This window comes from Rhodobacter sp. JA431, from assembly GCF_900217725.1.
Taxonomy (GTDB): Bacteria; Pseudomonadota; Alphaproteobacteria; order Rhodobacterales; family Rhodobacteraceae; genus Rhodobacter; species Rhodobacter aestuarii.
In genome coordinates, this window is the sequence record NZ_OBMP01000001.1 from 437,732 (window position 1) to 456,904 (window position 19,173).

Annotated in this window: 15 protein-coding genes; 9 read left to right on the top strand and 6 right to left on the bottom strand. The window is 59.9% G+C overall.

Annotated elements, in window-relative coordinates; genetic code table 11:
- Window positions 1-3 precede the first annotated feature (3 nt).
- From CRO18_RS01860 to CRO18_RS01870, 3 genes are read right to left on the bottom strand one after another with little or no spacing between them, the layout of a single operon-like run.
- Entirely contained in the window at window positions 4-1,212 is a 1,209-nt protein-coding gene (locus CRO18_RS01860) for a glycosyltransferase (RefSeq protein ID WP_097080850.1), read from the bottom strand.
- 7 nt (window positions 1,213-1,219) lie between these two features.
- On the bottom strand, window positions 1,220-2,587 hold the full coding sequence (locus CRO18_RS01865) for an O-antigen ligase (RefSeq protein WP_097080851.1): 1,368 nt from the start codon (window positions 2,585-2,587) through the stop codon (window positions 1,220-1,222).
- Window positions 2,584-3,765 carry a glycosyltransferase gene (locus CRO18_RS01870; RefSeq protein WP_170952526.1) on the bottom strand — a complete coding sequence of 394 codons (1,182 nt, stop codon included), beginning with the start codon at window positions 3,763-3,765 and terminating at the stop codon, window positions 2,584-2,586. Before CRO18_RS01870 ends, CRO18_RS01865 begins: the two co-directional genes overlap by 4 nt.
- A 241-nt stretch (window positions 3,766-4,006) precedes the next feature.
- Between CRO18_RS01870 and CRO18_RS01875 the strand changes: the two genes are divergently transcribed.
- Together CRO18_RS01875 and CRO18_RS01880 are read left to right on the top strand one after the other, a co-directional pair.
- The gene (locus CRO18_RS01875) at window positions 4,007-5,515 is read left to right on the top strand and encodes a lipopolysaccharide biosynthesis protein (protein WP_170952527.1); all 1,509 of its coding nucleotides are present in this window, start codon (window positions 4,007-4,009) and stop codon (window positions 5,513-5,515) included.
- A gap of 18 nt (window positions 5,516-5,533) precedes the next feature.
- Window positions 5,534-6,160: a sulfotransferase family 2 domain-containing protein gene (locus tag CRO18_RS01880; RefSeq protein WP_097080854.1), complete on the top strand. Its 627-nt coding sequence runs from the start codon at window positions 5,534-5,536 to the stop codon at window positions 6,158-6,160.
- Between the two features lie 46 nt (window positions 6,161-6,206).
- Here CRO18_RS01880 and CRO18_RS01885 read toward each other — a convergent pair whose 3' ends face one another.
- Window positions 6,207-6,827: a type VI secretion system-associated protein TagO gene (locus CRO18_RS01885; protein ID WP_097080855.1), complete on the bottom strand. Its 621-nt coding sequence runs from the start codon at window positions 6,825-6,827 to the stop codon at window positions 6,207-6,209.
- A 760-nt stretch (window positions 6,828-7,587) separates the two neighbouring features.
- On the opposite strand from CRO18_RS01885, the gene CRO18_RS01890 reads away from it, so the two are divergent.
- From CRO18_RS01890 to CRO18_RS01920, 7 genes are all read left to right on the top strand, one after another.
- On the top strand, window positions 7,588-8,319 hold the full coding sequence (locus CRO18_RS01890) for a sugar transferase (RefSeq protein WP_083952120.1): 732 nt from the start codon (window positions 7,588-7,590) through the stop codon (window positions 8,317-8,319).
- 391 nt (window positions 8,320-8,710) lie between these two features.
- Window positions 8,711-10,045, top strand: a complete 1,335-nt coding sequence (locus tag CRO18_RS01895) for a glycosyltransferase family 4 protein (RefSeq protein ID WP_170952528.1) — start codon at window positions 8,711-8,713, stop codon at window positions 10,043-10,045.
- A 192-nt stretch (window positions 10,046-10,237) separates the two neighbouring features.
- On the top strand, window positions 10,238-10,567 hold the full coding sequence (locus tag CRO18_RS01900; protein WP_097080857.1) for a hypothetical protein: 330 nt from the start codon (window positions 10,238-10,240) through the stop codon (window positions 10,565-10,567).
- 1 nt (window position 10,568) lies between these two features.
- Complete coding sequence (locus tag CRO18_RS01905) at window positions 10,569-11,822, top strand: right-handed parallel beta-helix repeat-containing protein (protein ID WP_097080858.1); 1,254 nt, start codon at window positions 10,569-10,571, stop codon at window positions 11,820-11,822.
- On the top strand, window positions 11,819-13,387 hold the full coding sequence (locus CRO18_RS01910) for a glycosyltransferase (RefSeq protein WP_097080859.1): 1,569 nt from the start codon (window positions 11,819-11,821) through the stop codon (window positions 13,385-13,387). Before CRO18_RS01905 ends, CRO18_RS01910 begins: the two co-directional genes overlap by 4 nt.
- Before the next feature lie 116 nt (window positions 13,388-13,503).
- Window positions 13,504-14,910 (top strand): HlyD family secretion protein, encoded by a 1,407-nt coding sequence (locus CRO18_RS01915; RefSeq protein ID WP_097080860.1) that lies wholly within the window; start codon window positions 13,504-13,506, stop codon window positions 14,908-14,910.
- The gene (locus CRO18_RS01920; protein WP_097080861.1) at window positions 14,907-16,082 is read left to right on the top strand and encodes an alginate lyase family protein; all 1,176 of its coding nucleotides are present in this window, start codon (window positions 14,907-14,909) and stop codon (window positions 16,080-16,082) included. The genes CRO18_RS01915 and CRO18_RS01920 overlap by 4 nt, the downstream gene beginning before the upstream one ends.
- Window positions 16,083-16,153: 71 nt before the next feature.
- Here CRO18_RS01920 and galU read toward each other — a convergent pair whose 3' ends face one another.
- On the bottom strand, window positions 16,154-17,068 hold the full coding sequence (gene galU / locus CRO18_RS01925) for a UTP--glucose-1-phosphate uridylyltransferase GalU (protein ID WP_097080862.1): 915 nt from the start codon (window positions 17,066-17,068) through the stop codon (window positions 16,154-16,156).
- Window positions 17,069-17,295: 227 nt separating this feature from the next.
- Entirely contained in the window at window positions 17,296-19,143 is a 1,848-nt protein-coding gene (locus tag CRO18_RS01930; protein ID WP_097080863.1) for a right-handed parallel beta-helix repeat-containing protein, read from the bottom strand.
- Window positions 19,144-19,173: the final 30 nt, after the last annotated feature.

The window sequence follows — 19,173 nt, forward strand, 5'->3', positions numbered from 1 at the left end:
ATCTCAATCTCCTTTTCCAATCAGCGCATCGGGTGAGGCTGCCGCAAAACGCGGGCAAGCCGCATGGATCAGCCCGAGATAGCGGTGCACCACAGCATCAACGCCAAAATCCTGCGCACGGCTTTGGGCCTGCGCAGCCAGCGTGGTGCGCAGGGCAACGTCTTCCAGCCAGCCAAGTGCCTCGGCCATCGCTTGCGAGTCATTCATCGGGCACAAGACCCCATGCGCGGCCCGCACCGCGCGCCCAGACCCAATCGGCGCATCTCCTCCGAGCACCTCTGCCGGACCCGAGGGGCAATCCGTCGCCACCACGGCGCGCCCAAGTGCCATCGCCTCAATCAACGTATTGGGAAAACCCTCGGCGTTTGAGGCAGACACAAGATAATCGCTACCCGCGATCACGGGGTAAGGGTTGGCCACAAAACCGGGCAAATGCACCCGCCCGGTCAGCCCAAGCGCCGCAATCTGCTTGGTAAGCGCTGCGCGCTCTGACCCCTCCCCTAAGATCACCAAATCCGCTTTTGGATTGGCCTTGGCATAGGCGGCGAGCAACATCGGGAAGTTCTTGTTCGTCACCAGCCGCCCCATCGCCAGCAGATACCGCTTCGGCAAAGCGATCGCCGGCGCTTGCAAGGCAAGGCGTTGCAGATGCGCCGCGTCGATCGGATTGCCGATCACCGTCATCCGTGCCGATTTCACGCCGAAATTGCGCTCCAGATCCAGCGCCACCCCTTGCGAAACCGGCACCACAGCCGCCGCACGTGGATAGCTCAGCCGGGTGATCAGCCGCAAAACCGCCGCCCCGCGCGCAGAGGCGAGATGCGCACTTGTTTGCACACGCTCGGAAATGATCGCCTCATGCCCGGTTGCCTGCGCAAACCACGCGTTGAGGCAATTGGCCCGCGCCAAGAAGCTGATGCACAGATCCGGCGCCCCGCCCTTGAGCCAGTAGCGTGCCAAGGCGCGCGCCGAACGCAACATCGAGCCGCCGCCATCGAGCGTGACCACCCGCACCCCCTCGGGCAGCACCTGCGCGCGCGGCAGATCATCAAGCAAAATAAGCTCCACCCGACAATCGGGCAAATGCGGTAGCAGGTGACCAATCAGGTTGGCCATGGCCCGCTCGGCCCCTCCGCCTTCCATCGAGTTGATCAGAAAGGTGATTTTGCGCGGCGGCAGCGGCGGCAGATCGGGAATGCGCATCTGGTTCATGGAAACCTCATGGGGCAAGCGGCGGGAAGCGCCCCGCCTTGGGCGAGCGCGGCATATGCGGCACAAGCAAAGACATGGAAGACCGAGAGAAGGGCGCAACGGGCTGTACGATATGCCCCCATGGGCAATAGCGCCGCCGCAGATGCGCGATCAGCACCACAGGCAAGACCCAATAAAGGCTGTTGTGCAAAAGCAAGAAAGACGCGGCCCAATTGCCCACCAGCGCGAACAGAGACACAGCGACGGCCAGCAAACCAAGCATCGGGTCTTTGGCCCCGAAAAAGTCACGCAAGCCCACCAGCAGCAGCCAGCCCATCAGGCCAAGCAAAAGCCCAAGCCCAACAACGCCAAGATCCGTCATCAGGTCCAAAAAGCCATTATGCGCATGGCCAACCGAGATTGCTGTGAGGGCAAAAAGCTTGTCGCCCACAATATCCCAACCCGCGCCAAAACCGCCGCCCAAGGCCAAGTTTCCGCGCAACGCGGCGAGAACCCCGCCCCAAATCTCTGTCCGCCCCGTCAAGGTCGGATCTTTGCCCAGAAGTTCGAGCACGGTTGCAAAGAGCACCTGCCAAACCAGCGCGAAAAAGAGGGTGACGGGAACGGCAATCACCACGAGCATCGCGCGCCCTCGCGCGCTGGCCCGCCGCAGCGCAAGGCCGAACAAAAGCAGCGCGGGCATCAGCACGCTCAGGAATGCCGCCTGCCCAGAGGTGGATCCCGCCACGCCAAGAAGCGCCAAAACAGCAATAGGCCCCATAGACCAACGCCAACGCGGCCGCGCCACAAGCAAAACGCAAGACAGCATGAAACAATAGGCCATCATCCGGCCAAAATCGTTCTTATGGAAATAGAGGCCGCGCCAATCGCCCGCATGAGCGGCCTGTTCGCCCAAAGCATCATAGGCCTGATGAATCCCGATCTGCGGGCGCAGAAATACTGTAGCGAGGCTCGCAAGCACCGTGACCGCCAGTGCCGTCGCCAGAATTTGCCACAACACCCGTGCGGGAAACCGTTCTACCAACCAAAGCGCGAAAGCGGTGGTCAGCATCAAGGCCCCCGCTCGGCGCAGCGACAGCGCCGGATCAACCGTCCATAGAAGCGAGGCGACTGCCAGCCCCGGCGCAAGCAGCGCGGGCCAATAGAGCATAACAATCCGATTCAGCGCTCCGGGTCGCGCCCAAAGCCCGATCATGCTCCAAAGCCCAAAAGCCGCGCCCAGCGCTTGCACTTTGCCAGAACTCGACGCGCCCGAAGGCGTCAGCGTCACCACCAGCGAGCCGGTCATGTAAAAGATCCCCGACACCGCAACGGCAAAAGCCAGCCCGTCCGACAGTCGCGCTTTTGCGCGCCCCTTTTGCGAGATCGGCGTCATGGCAGCACTTCCTGCAAAAACCGCTCGGAAATCGCCTCGATCCGGTATTGCGCCGCAATCGCTTCCAAAGTTTCGGGCGCCGGAGGCTCGGCGCGCATCGCATTGATCGCCTGCGCCATTGCAGCGTGATCGCCCACAGGCACCAACGCCTGTGGAACCGCCACGCCAAGAATTTGCTTCGGTCCGCCCCCGGCACAATCGGTCGCCACGCAAGGAACGCCAAAGGCCACCGCCTCGATCAATGCATTCGGGAACCCTTCGATCCGCGACGACAGCAAGAACAAATAGGCATGGGCCAGATAGTCGAAGCGGTTCATCTGAAAGCCCGCGAAATCTACCCGCGCCGAGAGCCCGAGTTCGGCCACAAGGGCCCGCAAAGCCGCCTCTCTCGGCCCCTCGCCCAAGATGATTAGCCGTAACTTCGGATCAGCCTGCGCCACCGCACGCAACATGGTCGGGTAGTCTTTTTGATCCACCAACCGCCCCATCGCCACCGCGACAGGCCCAGCTTCGGCCAACCAAGGGTGCGGAACAGGCGCTAAGCGCGCAGCTTCAATCTGATCGCTTTCAGGGGCCGGGTTCGACAAAAGCGGGAAACTTGCCGGATTTCGCCCCAGCCGCGCGGCGAGATCTTCGACCACACCTTGTGCGTTACCGCTGATTTTATCTGCCAGCGGATACAGCAAACGCACCGCCGCGCGCACCAAGATACGCTTGAGCTTTGGCATTTGCGCGGTGAAGCGTGTCAGCTCATTGCGCTCACTGATCAAAACGCGCACCCGCGCACCGCCCAGAACCCGCGCCAGTTGCACGGCGGAAACAGCGACAAGGTTGCTGAGCGTCAGCGCCGAGATCAACGCCGCCGGACGCTCGCGCATCAGCGCCCATGCGAGCCGTGGCACAGCGGCCAAAGCCCGGCCCACGCCAAGCTCGACCAGTTCAACCCCCGGTGCCACCAGTGGCACCAACGGCCCTTCCGCGCGATTGACGACCAGCCGCACAACACGCCCGGTTTGGGCATAGTGATTGGCCAATCGAAGGTAGACCCGCTCTGCACCGCCGCCCGAAAGGGTTGCGACATAAAGCCAGACAGCATCCGACCCACGCCCGCTGAGAGCTTTAGGCACAACCTTACTAGGGCCAGAAAACATCTGACCTTTCAAAAGGTTGCTGCTCATATCGAACGCGTCGCCGGATTTCGGAGGCAGTCCCGAAACCATGGTGAACGCTTCTCCCCTGATTGCTTAAAGGATTGGCTGAACCGGCCGTTCCCGCAAGTTCTGCGAACAAAATATGCATCTAATCGGCAATATTTTTTGCAAAATTATGGGATTTCACCGGTTCGCGCCCCAGAACTGCGCATCTTTGGTTCACAATTTACGCCGCGGACGGGAGACTGAGAGCCAAAGGGGAGACGAAATGACCGAATCACTCGGGCAGGCGCAAGCGCCGAGAAAAGCCCTCGGCCCGAGCGCTCTGCAGAACTTCCTCTGGATGTTTTCGGGTGGCGGCGTGCAGGCCGTACTGAAGATTTTGGTGCTGATGGTGCTCTCGCGCCTTCTGGTGCCCGAGGCTTTTGGTGTGGTCAGCGCGGCGCTGACCATCGTCACGCTGGCCGATGTATTTGGCAAAATCGGGATCGCGCCTTCCGTTGTGCAATCGCAAACGCTCACCGAAGCGCATATTCGCTCTGCCACCGCCGCGACGCTGCTTTCAGGTTTGATCGTGGCCTTGATCGTGTTCGCGCTCGCCGGGCCGCTGGAGCGGTTTTACGCCATCGACGGACTGCGCCCCTATATTGAGGTGTTCGCCGCCCTCTTCATCGTTCAGTCCACGGGGCTCGTCAGTGAAGCTTTGCTGCAACGCGAGAGCCGCTTTAAGGTTCTGGCCGGGGTTGCGGTGGGCTCCTACCTTTTTGGGTATGCAGCAGTCGCGATTACGCTCGCCAAATTCGGCTTTGGGGGCTGGGCCTTGGTCGGCGGGCAGATCGCCCAGACCACCTTGCAGGCCCTTTTAAACATCCATTTCGCGGGCTATCGGCTCAAACTTGGTTTTGACCTTGGCTGTTTACGGCAGATGTTTCGCTTCGGCTTTGGTGTTTCACTGACCCAGATCGGCAACTACTTTGCGCTCAACCTCGATTACTTCGTCGTTGGGCGATATCTGGGTTCGGCATCACTTGGGCATTACTCGCGTGCTTATCTGCTTTTGGCGCAGCCAGCGAACCTTGTGGGCAGCATGGCTGACAAGGTGCTCTTTCCAGCACTTGCCCATTTGCAAGACGATACCGAGCGGTTGCGCCGCGCTTATGCGATGGCGGTCGGGCTCTGCGCGCTGACCCAGATCCCTTTGAGCGTCTATCTGCTGATCACCGGGCCAGAGGTGATCTTGGTCTTGATGGGGCCACAATGGGGGCCAGCCGTTGTGCCGTTTCAGGTCATGGTCGCCACCCTGTTCTTTCGTACGGCCTATAAGTTCACGGGCACGTTGCTGCGCGCCTCCGGGCATGTCTATCTTGGCGCGCTTTGGCAATGGAGCTATGCGGCAATGGTGCTTGCGGGCGCATTGATCGGCGCACAGTGGGGGCTGCCGGGCGTTGCAACCGGGGTGAGCCTTGCGGTGATTGGGTGCTTTGCGCTGGGGCTTGCAATCTTACGCCTGCGCTTTGGCATGCCCTTGCAAACCATTCGTGCCGCTTTGATGCGCCATGCGGGTTGGGGGCTCGCATTGGCAACGATACTGAGCTTGGCGCGACTGGGCCTCCTTGCCATCGAAACCCCAGCCCTTGTCGTATTGATCGCCCTCGGGCTGATGTGCGTGCTGTTTTATCTGGGCCTGCTTCGACTCGCCCCGCAACGCCTCGGCCCAGAACGCACCCCCCTTCTGAAATTGATCCCTGCCCTGCGCCGCTTTGCGCGCGAAAGCTGAGTTCAAGGAGTTTCCCACATGCCGATTTTCCGCCTTGCCCAAAAGAACGTGCTGTTTCTTCACATCCCCAAGGCCGGGGGCACGTCGATCGAGAGCTTTCTGTCCACCCAATCGGGGGAGTCTTTGCGGATGAAGCAAAATCATCTGCACCTGCCCTGTGTGCCACAGCACTTCCACGGCGAACTGATTGAAACGCTGTTTTCAGCCGACTTCTTCGACTACTCCTTTTGCGTGACCCGCAACCCCTACGCGCGGTTACTCAGCGAATACAATTACCGGATGGGGCATCGCCATTTCCCTTGGCGGCACCTGCCCGAACCGGGCTTTGCGCGCTGGGTGCGGTGGGTTTTCACGCAATACCGCCGCAACCCCTATGTCTACTCCAACCATATCCGCCCTCAGAGCGCGTTCAGCATTGCCGGGACGGAGGCCTTTCGGCTTGAGGATCAGCAGGAGGAGTTGATGGAGCGGTTAAGCGCGCTTGCGGGCGTTGAAGCTGCCGCCCTTCCGCGCACGAACATGTCAAAGCAACGCGCCACCGCGATGGACCCACAGACGGCAAAACTGATCTATGACTTCTACCGTGAAGATTTTGAGCGCTTTGGCTATGCGGAAGACAGCTTCCAACCACAAGAAGACGCATAAAGAAGATTTGCGCGCGCACGCGCGCGAGTCTTTAGTTAGATTGGGCTCACCAATTGCACGCGCGCCGGAGCGGCACCATCGCGGCCCCTAACCCTGCCAAAGAGAACGAAGCCTCAAGCGTGCGATCCGCGAGCGAGGTCACGGAAAGCTGCACCGACCGCGCCCCCATGAGCTGCACCACGAAGGGCACGGCTTGTGAACCGATCATCAGCCCCAGCGTATCATCCGTCTCTGCCCGGCTAAACAGAACCTCGCGCGGGTCTTCGTTATCAAGGCCCACCATAACCTTCCCATAGTCAGCGACATCACTCAGCACATTGCCGGGAAACCGCAGCCGAAGGCTCGTCCGGTTCTCGGAACAGGTCACGCTGAGCCGCGCGAAATCTTGTCGGTCAAAGAGCGTGCTCACCGGCGCATCTGAATAGATCCCAACGCTCAGGGCGGCGGGCGTGTCGCCTTGCGCGGGCGTATCAATCAGCGCCCAGTTGTCCATCTCCCCGACACGACAAGGCACGTCCATGTCTTGGCAGCTTGTGCCCTCGACCGCGGCTTCGCTTGCCATCATGGCAGACGAAACACATAGGAGCGTCAAAACGAGAGCGGCCCGACCACAAGCCGAGTTAAACTCACGAAGGAACGCGCTGCGTGACGAGAGGGTCCGAGTCATCTTGATCTCCTGCTTGGGTTCAGGCGTCGTCTGAGTTCATCTTGCCGCAGCACAGCGATTGGCGCGACACTTAGTCAACCAAAAGCATAGCGATTTTTCTCTACGCCGTCTTTTTCGTCAGTCTTGGCGGATCAGGCCGAAACGGACAGGCTCTCGAAATGATCAACAAAATAAGGCACTGACAGCAAGCTGAACGATTCGTTTCAATCCGCCGTGAAAAAGAAAGCATCCTATCCAAAAGGACAGGCCCCCGTAATTTGCAGAAAGAACGCAGCGCCATGAATAGGCCTATTATTGATGATCATTTAATCAAAAACAGAAAACGTTCCACTTTCGTTCACGACCCGAACCCCCTTCTCCAGGAAAATATGTATTTTGGAACCGGAATTGTGTTAACGTCAGTTAACGCGAGTGAGTGGGTAAAGACTTGCGCCAGCCTCCGACGAGCCAATGGCAAATGGGCTTCGGTAGGTTCTGTAAGGGGTGATCTGTTTCTCAGATCGAGCATCAATCACAATCGGCCAATGGAGCCATAGCTACGCGCCCCCCCTTGGGAGAGGGGTTGGTTTCATGATGCTGTGAGCATGCGGGAGACGCTTGAATTATGCGGGACTTTCAAAATGTCTCGGCGAAAGCCGAGGCAGTAGAGACTTATATTTCATCGGACCGAAATCGTCCGGCGACGCCAGAAATACATCATAACGATCACCCTGTCATTGAACCGCGCAAGCATAAGCGCAGTTCAAGACGGTCGACCTTCATGGCGGCGACCCTCGTGGGCTTCGATATCGCTCCGCGCAATCCGGCGCGCGCATCGATTGCTCAGCCTGCGTGGGTCCATCAGGCGCCACCGCGCCCGGGGCGGCGCCGTCAAAGTCGCCGTAACGCGGCCTATCATCGTGCCAAACGCAGCTTTGATATCGTCTCGGCCTCGGCAGGGCTTCTCATGCTTGCGCCCTTGCTTCTTGGCTGCGCGGCGGCGATCAAACTGACCAGCCCAGGCCCGGTTTTCTTTCGGCAAAATCGGTATGGACGGAAGGGCACGCCGTTCCAAATCTACAAGTTTCGCACCATGCGCACCGAACTGAGCGACAGCTCCGGGGTGCAGCAAACGGTGAAGGGCGATCCTCGGATCACCCCCGTCGGCGCTTTTTTGCGGCGCACCTCAATCGACGAATTGCCCCAACTCCTCAATGTTTTGGAAGGTACGATGTCGATTGTCGGGCCGCGCCCGCATGTGCCCAACATGATCGCCGCAGGCGTGCGTTACGAGGATTTTGATCACCGTTACATGCGACGGCACGCCGTTTTGCCGGGGATCACCGGTCTCGCCCAGGTGCGCGGCTATCGCGGAGAAACAGACACCTATGAAGCGGCGCGCGGGCGCCTTGATCATGACCTAGAATATCTGCGCACAGCGAGCTTTTGGGGGGATCTCAAGATCGTTTTCGGCACTTTGTCGAAAGAGTTTGGGCGCGGCTCGGGATACTAAGCCGCCCCTCGTCGGGTTAAGAATTTTGCCCAGCCACCACCTGACCAAAAAGGAGATAGGCCACCAGAAACAAATTAACTGACCCTCAGAAAAGCATATCCTTCAAGACGACTACAGGATGGGCCGTGCCTTTTTGGCAGGGATGGCTTTGTCATGGCGTTCGGTAACTTGCATGAACATGAGCGTCATGCGGTCCGGTTCTTTATGCCTTTCGTGTCGCGCAAAAGGTGCGCGCCCATCCGACGACCAAGACCAGAATGAACCGGCTTCCCAGCACGGAAGCTCTGAATCAAATATCGACCGAATAAACCCAGCTTGGCGCATTCTCCGTTTTAACACAACGGTTTCTTTTGTGCTCGGCCGCGGACTTTTCGGTTGGAAAGGACCGATAATGCTGAAGTCCAAACTGGCGAGTTTTCTTTCGCGCTCCACGTCGCAGAGCGTTCAGGCGATGGCCGAGCCCGATGTGCTGACACTCTCGCGCAACCAATCGCAAGAGTGCCAAAGTGATCCGTTGCGCCGCAAACCTGCGCGTCCGACCGAACCGCGGAATGAAAAGTCCGAGATCAAACGTGAGCCCGTGCGCGCAACGGGGCGCCCGAAGATCACCTGCGTGGTCGGGCTTCGTGGAATTCCCGACGTTCCCGGCGGCATCGAAACGCACTGCGAGCAACTTTACCCCCGTTTGGCTGACCTGCGTCCCGAGCAGCAATTCGTGGTGGTTGGCCGTCGCCCAACAATCGGCCGTGCGAAACGTGTGTGCGCGCAGAACCTCTATGTGATGCCCTTGGCGGCCGCGCAAAACCGCTACTTTGAAACCATCTCGAACACATTTCTTGGGGTTCTTGCAGCGCGGTTTCGCTTTGGTGCCGGCATGATCCATCTGCATGGAATTGGCCCCGGGCTCTTTGCGCCGCTCGCTCGCCTCATCGGTTTGCGTGTTGTGCTGACCCATCACGGGGATGATTTCCTGCGCGCGAAATGGAACCGGTTTGCGAAATTCGTGCTGAAATCCGGAGAGCGGCTCGGGGTGTCCTCCAGCCATGCGGTGATTGCGGTTTCGGCCTCTTTAGCTGAGCGCCTGCGCGAAGACTATCCAAGCAAGGCGGAGGCGATCAATTACATCCCGAATGGCGCGGATCACATCTTGACCACGTCAAATTCGGCCACCCGCACGCCCGAGGAATGGCGCGCACAGTTCGGCCTCCGTGGGCAAGATTACATCCTGTCGGTTGGGCGTCTGGTGCCCGAAAAGGGCTTCGCGGATCTGATCGAAGCCTATGGCCGCACCGATCTACCCGCAAAACTGGTGATTGCAGGCGGCAACGGCGGCTCAGACCACGACAAAGAACTGGCCGCGCTTATCAAGACGCGGGGCTTGCAAGATCGGGTCGTGATGACCGGCTCTGTGCCGCATGAGGGCGTCGCCGCGCTGATGAAAGGGGCACGCCTGTTCGTTTTGGCCTCGCATCACGAGGGACTGCCTATCGTGGCACTGGAAGCCTCTGCCATCGGCACGCCGGTGCTGCTGTCAGACATCACGGCCAACCGTGACCTTGGGTTAGAGCAGGATCATTACTTCCCGAAAGGCAACATCTCTGCGCTGGCGCAAGTGTTACGCACGCGCTGGAATGAGATGCCGCATCGCGACCTGCTGGCTGCGTTCAACTGGGGCGCCATCGCCCGCGACACCCATGCGCTTTATGCGCGCTTGGAAACCGCATGAGGGCGGCAAAGGCCGGCCACACACAGAACACGTTGCGGCTCAGCCGTCGCAGCACGCTCAAAGGCGGTATCGCCCTGCTATGCGTCTCAGCCGCACCCTTGCGTTCGGCGGAGGCAAAGGCGGCACCTCCAATTCCCGCCATGCTGCGCACTGATAGTTCGCGCCGCCTGTTCGAGCTTATGGAGATGAGTATTGGTTGAACGTATCGAGATCGGCAAAACACCAGATGATGGCACCGGGGAAAGCCTGCGCAGCGCTTTTGAGAAGGTGAATGCGAATTTTGCCGAACTCGCAGCCGCCTTGGCTCGGGCAAGCGCCTCGGCGGCGCGCGCAACGCAGCCAAACGGAGGTTGGCCGGGCGAGTGGGTCGCGCGCCATCTGGCCGATGGACCGCCGCAAGGAACGCCGCCTCTGCTTGGTGCGCTTTGGGTGGACGTGACCGCGCAACAGGTCTGGATCTCGACGGGCACCGCCGCATCAACAGATTGGCGCCGCCTCATGCTGGAACGGCAGGAGGGCTGAGATGGGACGCGAAATCCACATTTCCGGCGCGGGCCGCGGAGCGGGGCACAGTTGGCAAGACGCGATGCCGCTAAGCGCCCTCGAAGCCGCACTGGCTGCGATTGAGCCCGATGACGAGTTGCTGATCGGCTTTCCCCGAGACCGAGAGACACCGCTTTTTTGGCGCGAGACGGAAGCGGTGCTGCGCCGCTCGGGACTTGCAAGCCGCCCCATTGCGATCAGCTTCGGCTTTATCGGCGGCGAGGGCACGCTGGTCCCGGCCAACCCTGCAAACGGCTGGGCACAACTCCGGCGGGGCGGTTCAGGATGGCCAAGCCGCACCAACCCAGACCTAGAGGGGCCGCCCTTTCTGCGCCTCGTGGATGCTTCATATCTCACGCTCTCTGGACCAGTCGCCGAGGGCGCACCGCAAAATGGCCTGTTGTTGCTCGAAGGGGCGCTCGATAGCCTGACCCTCCGCGATCTGCACCTGCGCCATGCAGGGCGCGTTATCGAAACCACGCGCGGCACCAACCTGACCCGGCTTTGCATTGAGAATTGCTCCGCCCTCGGGCTTGGGCGCGGGTTCGCGCGGTTTCACAGCCTGTCAAATGCGGTTTTACGCGATCTATGGCTGGATGCCGGTTTCACCGATGGCGGCGGCACCCGCGTTTTACAACTCATCTCGGTCGTTGCGGGGGAGAACCTGCGCTTTGAAAACGTCACCCTACGCAATGCGGTCAGCGCGATTGATGCCGAGGCCCGCGGATCAAGTTACGTTCAGGGCGATGGCATTGTGTTAGAAGAGGAAACCCGCGCGGCGCGGTTCTTTAACTGCCACGCGGTGAATATGGGCGATGCCGGGTTTGACCTGAAATGCGATGGCATTGAGATGACCGATTGCTCGATGCATGGCTGCAAATATGGCGTGCGCATCTGGCGCAACAACCCAAACAACAAACTGACCCGTGTGACCATGACGGCCATGCGCCCAAGGGCGCGCAATGCTGCCGCCTGTATGTGGCTTGGCGGTCAGGCAACCTTGACGGATTGTCACTTGATCGCTGGGGCAGGCAGTGCCGCGATCCGCTTGGGCAAGGGCCCCGATACAACAGAGCGGCGCGCAACGCTGATCGGCGGAGAGATCGACACCGCTGGCGGCGGGAGCTTTCTTGCCGGCGAACCGGGCGAGGTGGTGCTGCGCGACGTGCTGTTAGATGGCCGAGCGATCACCGGTCTGGCCAGTTGGGATGGGCAAACGGTGAGGTTCTCATGAGCGACTTCCCGCAACACCGTCTCACATCGCCCCTACATCATCGGCTATGGGAACAGCCCGATATTTGGCATTGGTGGGCGCTGTACCTTGGGCTTGCCACCGCATTGTGGAGCACGGCACTGACCCTGCCCCGCCCGGACGGGACAGTTCTTTTCTTCCTCACACTGGGCGGGCTTGCGGCTTGGCGCTACAGCTGGTGGAGCCTGCATCAGATCCGCGCGCTGATCTTTTTGCATCGGGTCTATCCGCGGTTGCAAGCCCGCGCGACAGCCGCCGCGGCTTACAAAAGCGTGCCGCATCTTTACGTGGTCGTGCTGTCATACGGCATGAGCCCGCAGATGATCGAGCGATGCTATCGGGGCCTATGCCGCGCCGCGTTGAATGCGGATGTCCCGACCACGATCATCGCCTCCGTCACGTCAAATCGCGATGTGCGCATTCTCAACCGGGTTTATGCTGATCTCGGCGCACCGACGCAGATCCGTTTTCACGCGCAGTTCCAAGACGGCAAGGGCAAGCGCCGCGCCATTTCAGAGGCGCTTCGGGCGATTTCCCGCGATGCCCTGCCGCCCGGTGCCATTGTGACCTTGATGGATGGGGACGTGGTTTTGGCGCCCGACGCTTTTTCAAAATCACTGCCATTTTTCTTGGCCGATCCGGGACTGGATGCGATCACCACCAACAACCGTGCCGAGGTCACGGGCACGCCGATCGCGCAACAGTGGTTCGCGCTGCGGCTCGCGCAGCGCCACGCGCTTATGGCCTCGATGGCATTGTCGAAACGCTTGCTCGTCTTGACGGGGCGCTTTTCTCTGTTTCGGGCAGAAATCGCCACTTCGGAAGCCTTTGTGCAGCGCGTCGAGGCCGACCGGATCTCGCATTGGCGCCATGGCGAGATCACCTTCCTGACCGGAGACGACAAAAGCACTTGGTTTCAGGTGCTTTGTGAAGGCCGCCGGATGCTCTACCTGCCCGATGTCTATGCCACCGGGATTGAGGCGCTTCCTGCTCCGGGAAAATTCTTTCCGGCATCCAGCAAACTGATGACGCGTTGGTTTGGAAATATGCTGCGCGCGAATGGCCGCGCTATTGGGCTCGGCCCGCGCCGCGTCGGGCCCTTTGTTTGGTGGGCGCTGATTGATCAGCGCTTGTCAATCTGGACCGCGCTGACCGGCCCCATCTCAACCCTGTTCCTGTGCTTCTACTATAGCCCCGTCTTTGCGATTTATTATCTGGCGCTGGCCTTCGTGACCCGGGGCATCATGTCGGCGATGGCGGGGGCCCATTACGGACGCTTCCACCCAAGCTGGCCCTTCTTGATGTATTACAACCAAGTCTGGGGCGGGATGCTGAAATCGGTCCTGACCTACCACCTCGATCGCCAAAGCTGGACCCGCCAAGCGATCAAAACCCGCCGTGCAGATCGGCTCTCCCGCACGACCGGTTGGGCCTTGCATGCCGCAACGCTCGCTTGTTTTGCGCTCGCGGTCGGCACGATGATCGGCGTGATCACCGATGTGAGCCCCGGCACAACCACGGAAATTGCACGCCTTTTGCGACTTTGATCCCTCCCCTTTGATCCGGTGGCCCACGGCTTCGGGGCCACCCGCAACCAGATGCGAGACCCCAAAGGATGAATACACACAACCATTCTCACCCTGAGGCGCTGCCACGCGTAGAGATGTTGGGCCGCTCGCCGCTGCGCAGCCGGGCCGTTCATCTGAATTTCTTCGTCGTTTTCGACAATACTGTGCATGAAGGCGTGTCTTTCACACTTGATGAAATGACCGTCTATGCCGCCCCGGCGGCGCAAGAAGGCGGCGACATACCGCCCTTGCCCAAACCCGGCGAAAGCCTGCAAGCGCTGCTGCGGATCAACCTGCATGGCTTCACTTTTGAGGTCAAAACCCGTGCAATCTTGCGCCAGCACGGGATGGAAGCGTCGGACCCAACGCTGACCTTTGCCTTTGAAAACCTCGCCCCAACGCATCGTGAGGCGCTGCGCCGGATCATTCGCAGCTATCACGCGGGGCTTGTTGCTTCGCCCAGCGATTTATTGGACCGCTCCGACGATCCGACCTTTGCAGAAACGACCGACGGCGCCGAGCAAAACACCACGCGTGGACGCAATCTGCTGACGCTGGGTCTGTCGTTTGCGGTGATCCTTGGGGCTCTAGGTTTCATTGCCACCGCGCTTTACGACCATGCCGTTTTTGTACCTGCGCGCTTTGCCACCGTCACGGCTGCACGGCTTGATCTGCGTGCGCCGGAAATGGGGCAAGTCTCAAGCCGGATCACTGCGGTGGGCACGCGCGTGACGCGCGATGCACCGCTCTATTCAATCTCTGTCGATGCGCTCGACACCGAAAGGTTCGAGACAACGGCGAAGCTGGAAGCGTTGTCGATTGCTTCAGCTTCGGGAGGCGGCGTGGCCACAGCACCGCACCAGGACACGCCGCCGACCGCCGCGCCGGGCTACCTGCAACCCGCGTTTTCCCTCGCCTCACTAGATACTCTGGAATTCGCCTCTGATGATGGTGATCTGGCCTTTGCCGCGGGCGCAGAAGCCAGACCAGCTTCCGTCAACGCAGCAGCGGGAGAGCCCGCCGTCGGCCAAGCGGAACCCCGCGCCCTGCTCATGGCCCGCCAACGCGCGCTTGAAATGCGCAAAACCGCGCTTGATGCCTATGCGCCCTGTGACTGCATCGTGCAGTGGTATCAAGAAGATGGGGCATGGGTTTTGGCCGGTGATCTGGTGATGACCCTGACGCGTGCCGACCCGGAGGCCTTGCGGATCGAGACCTTGGTGCCTGTGGCCGATGCGCGCAATCTGGCAGTGGGCCAAGGCGGAGCCGTCGTTACCCCGATTTCGGGGGCGCCGTTTCACGCAACAATCGAGCGGATCACCCTCACACCAGATGCACAACCCCGCTTTGGCTTTCCAGACAGGCTGCGGCGCGAAGACACGCTGGCCTCGGTTCTGCTCAAGGCGGACCAGCCACTTGATGCCGCGCAAATCGGGCAACCGCTCGAAGTCGTACTGCGCCGCAATTCCCTGATTGCACGGCTGTTTGGGTCGGGCGCATGAGGGGGCACGTTCAGGCCGCGCTTTTGGCAATGCTGCTTCTTCCCACCCCGCTCGAAAGCCAAACCACCGCCCCGCGACCAACCGGCGCCTCTGTCTTTCCAGTGCGCGAAGCGGTGGATGTCTCTCGTTTTAAGTTCACCAATCCGGCGGCGAGCTTCTTGGATTTGCCCGCGCGCCGCGCGGCCCTGAAAACGGCAAGCACCCCGCTCCTTCTGGACGAGATTGCCAGCGCAAAATTCGGAATGAGTTGCCGCGATGCGATGGCCCTGCCAATCCCCGAGCCCGGTTTTACCGTGCCCGGGTTCTATGTTGATCGCGCCGGCTGGCGGGATGCGGTGCAGGTGTTCATCGGCTTTGAAAAAACGGTGAGCAATTTGGCAAATGCGCAGCTGGTGGCGGAGGATGACTACCACGCCCAGTGTCTTGTCGATCTGCTGAGCAAATGGGCGCAAGAAAAGGCGCTTGAGAATTTTGGCTATAGCCCGGATGAACCGCAGGCTTGGTACACGGTGGAAAGTGCGCTTTTCGCGGCGGCCTTCGCGCTTTCGATGGTGCGTGATCAACTGCCAGATCGGCAAGATGATCTGGCCGAAATCGACGCGTGGATGGTACGCCTTGCGCGCGGACATTCCGCAATCAGCGGCCTGCCGAGTACGGCTTGCTGCAACAACCACTTCTACCGTCGCGGCCTTTACGCAGCGATCATCGGCATCATGGCCGAGGACGATGCGCTGTTTCAGTATGGTGCGCGCGCCTATCTGACCGCGCTAGATTTGGCCACGGCCGATGGTTGGCTCAAGCTGGAAATGATGCGCGGGCGGCGGGCCGCGCATTATCAAAACTTCGCCACGCTTTACCTTGTTTTTCTGGCCGAATTGCTCGAGTCACAAGGCTATGATGCCTATGCGATGCGCGGCACACATGGAGCGCGGCTGGGCGACATTGCGGGGCGCGCGCTTGATGCGATCATCACGCCCGAGGTTGTTCTTGCCCATGGCGGCTCGGGGGAGCAGATCACCCCAATGGAACGGGACCCCCAATTTTTGGTTTGGCTGGAACCCTATGCGCATCGGGTCGATGACCCGCGGGTCAATGACCTGCTGCAAGAGCGTCGCCCGCTTTACAATCGTGGCCTTGGCGGATCTTTGACACTGCTTTTCATGCCCAATTAGGTCCGGCCTTCTCGATCCAATACGCAAAAAGCCGCGCGAATTGCGCGGCTTCTTTTGCACTTGGGGGCAGATCACTCGGCTACAGTCCGAGCGACGCGCAATGCCTCGCGCTCAATGATCATTTCATGCAGAAATTCGTTGAACTCCTCCCGCAAATCATCGCGCGCCAAGCCAAAGGCAACCGTCGCCTGCAAGAACCCCGCTTTGGAGCCGCAATCATAGCGCTGACCACGAAAGCGGAAGCCATAGACCGGATTGCCAACGGCAATCTCTTCGGCGATCGCATCGGTCAGTTGGATTTCACCGCCCGCGCCCTCTTTTTTCTTGTTGAGGTTCTGCATCACCTTGGGCGTCAGAATATAACGCCCGATCACCGCAAGGTTCGAAGGCGCCTCCTCAGGTTTGGGTTTTTCAACCATCCCTTTCACGCGCACGAGCGAGGACATATCTTCGGCAATATCCAAAACGCCGTAGGAGGCGGTTTGCTCGGGCGGAACTTCCATCGCGGCAACGACATTTCCGCCGGTTTCCGCATGCGCTTCGATCATTTGCTGCAAGCAGGGTTTATCTGCCGCGATGACGTCATCGGTCAACAAAACCGCGAACGGCTCATTGCCAATCAGACGCCGGGCGCACCAAACGGCATGGCCAAGACCAAGCGGCTGGTTTTGCCGGACATAAGCGATGGCGCCAGAATCCATATTGGAGGTTCTAAGCGTTTCAAGAAGCTTGGTTTTGCCTTTGCGGCGCAAAGACGCCTCAAGCTCGGGCGCATCATCGAAATAGTCTTCCAGCGCGGATTTCCCACGCGAGGTGACGAAAATGAATTCCTTAATCCCTGCCGCCCGCGCTTCATCAATGGCGTATTGGATCAGTGGGCGGTCCACCAGAGTCAGGATCTCTTTCGGGATCGACTTGGTGGCGGGAAGGAACCGGGTTCCCAAACCAGCGACCGGGAAGATCGCCTTTTTGACCTTACGTTGCATGCGTTGCCTTTCATTGCGGAAGGAATGCTGCGAGTCTCTTGCCTTTACGAATTATAACCCAGGGCCCTCAGTTTCGTCCCACGAGGCAATCGAAATTAGGCTTTCCATATACCTATTTTTGAAACGCTGCCCGTTTGTCCAAAGAAATGCGCCATTTTCGATCACTTCATGAACAGTTTAGACGATGTGATACGCAAACAGGGGCTCCTGCCTATCCAACGGAAGGGTCAGCCAAAGGCAAATAAGAAGGCGAGGCTATCAAGACCATCATCATCAATGCGGATCACATCTTCCCCGGCGGCATCTCCATATTGCGCCGAGAGGTCGATATAGGTTCGCCCCCCGGACACCCGGATCAAGGCATCTCCATTATCCAAAATGCCGTTCGCATTGGTGTCGAGATCGGTGAAACTGTCGATCAACTCACCAAAGCCCGTGAGCACAATCCGGTCGCCGTCGCGGGCATCAAAATCTGTCAACCGCTCAGAACTGAACGCCAAATCTGCAGTGAACACAAAGGCATCTGCACCGCCGCCGCCCTTGAGCGTATCGGACCCCGCGCTCGCAATCAGCGTGTCGTCCCCCGCGCCACCTTCCAGCGTGTCGGAACTCTCTCCGCCATCAAGCAGATCATCGCCATTATCGCCGCGCAAAAGGTCTGAGCCGTCTCCGCCTTCCAGCGTGTCGTCATCATCGCCGCCTTCAAGGCGATCATTGCCGTCATCGCCTTGCAAGAGGTCATTGCCATCGGCACCTTTCAGCGTATCGGCCCCGCCGCCACCGGCGATCATATCCGCGCCGTTTTCGCCCTCAAGCCGGTCCCGTCCGTTGTCGCCAAGGATGGTATCATCGCCCTCGCCGCCGCGGATCGTGTCATCCCCACTGCCGCCGGAGATCAAATCATCGCCTTTTTCACCCTCAATCTTGTCATTGCCGCCAAGACCTTCGATCACATCGGCCTCATCGGTGCCGCGCAAATCATCTGAATTCCCGGTCCCCGTGATGGGCGCAACCTCCACCGGATCGGTCACCGGGTCAGGGTCGCTTACGGGGGCCGGATCGGCGACCGTCGTGACGGCCGCTGTTGTCTCGGTCCAGTCTTCATAGGCCTGCCCAGCCTCGGCATCCGTCCAAATCACCGCCTGCTCAGAACGGTCGATCAGCCAACCATCCGGGATCGTATTGCCGACAAAGCCAATATCGGTTGCATACCACGTCTCATGATACAGGCTGGAATCATCGATTTTCACCACCGCATTGGTGCCTGACATTGTATTGCCGGAAACCAAAACCCCCTGCGCCCCAATCACCCGCAGCGCCGCGTTGCCACTGTCTGTGATGGTGTTTCCGTCCAAAAGCACATTACCTGCTTCCCACTGACTGCCACTGTCAAAGAAGCCGGGGGGATAGTGTTGCTCGGCCGTGTAGCCGCCGACCTCAATCGCCGTATGGCCCGCGCCCGTGATGGTATTGCCGCGCAAAATCAGATCGGTGGAACCGCCCTTGAGCATGATCCCAATATAGGGGCTATCGGTGATCGTGTTGTTCTCAATCACAACACGGTTGGCCCCAACGCAGTCTATTCCGGCCTCGGTCGGGCCGCCCCCGGTGATCACATTGCCGCTGAGCGTGACATCTTCAGCTTTTGAAAGCTTAATCCCGTCGCCAGCCCCGCGTTCGATAAGACAATCTGCAATCACCACATTGGAGGCGAAGTTGGTCCCACTGTCTGTGCCATGGACATGCACGACCTGCCGGGTCGAATCATCGCTGCCCACCAGCGCGAAACCGGAAACCTCGATATAGTCGGCCCCGGCAATCTCCAGCGTATCTGCCGCCGCATCGGCGGGCCGGATCAGCGCCGCACCTTGGCCATCTGCGGACACGAGCTTGATCGGAGCCCCTTCCGCACCGCTGTTACGAAAGGTCACGTTTTCAATATATTCGCCCGCACCAGCCAAGATCGTATCGCCCGGTTGCGCCGCATCTATCGCCGCTTGGATGGTGGCAAAGGGGCGCGCCGCACTGCCATCGCCCCCCTCGGCGGCACCGGCGGAAACATAGATATCAGACATGGCACGACTTTCTGTTCGGGCAATTTGAGG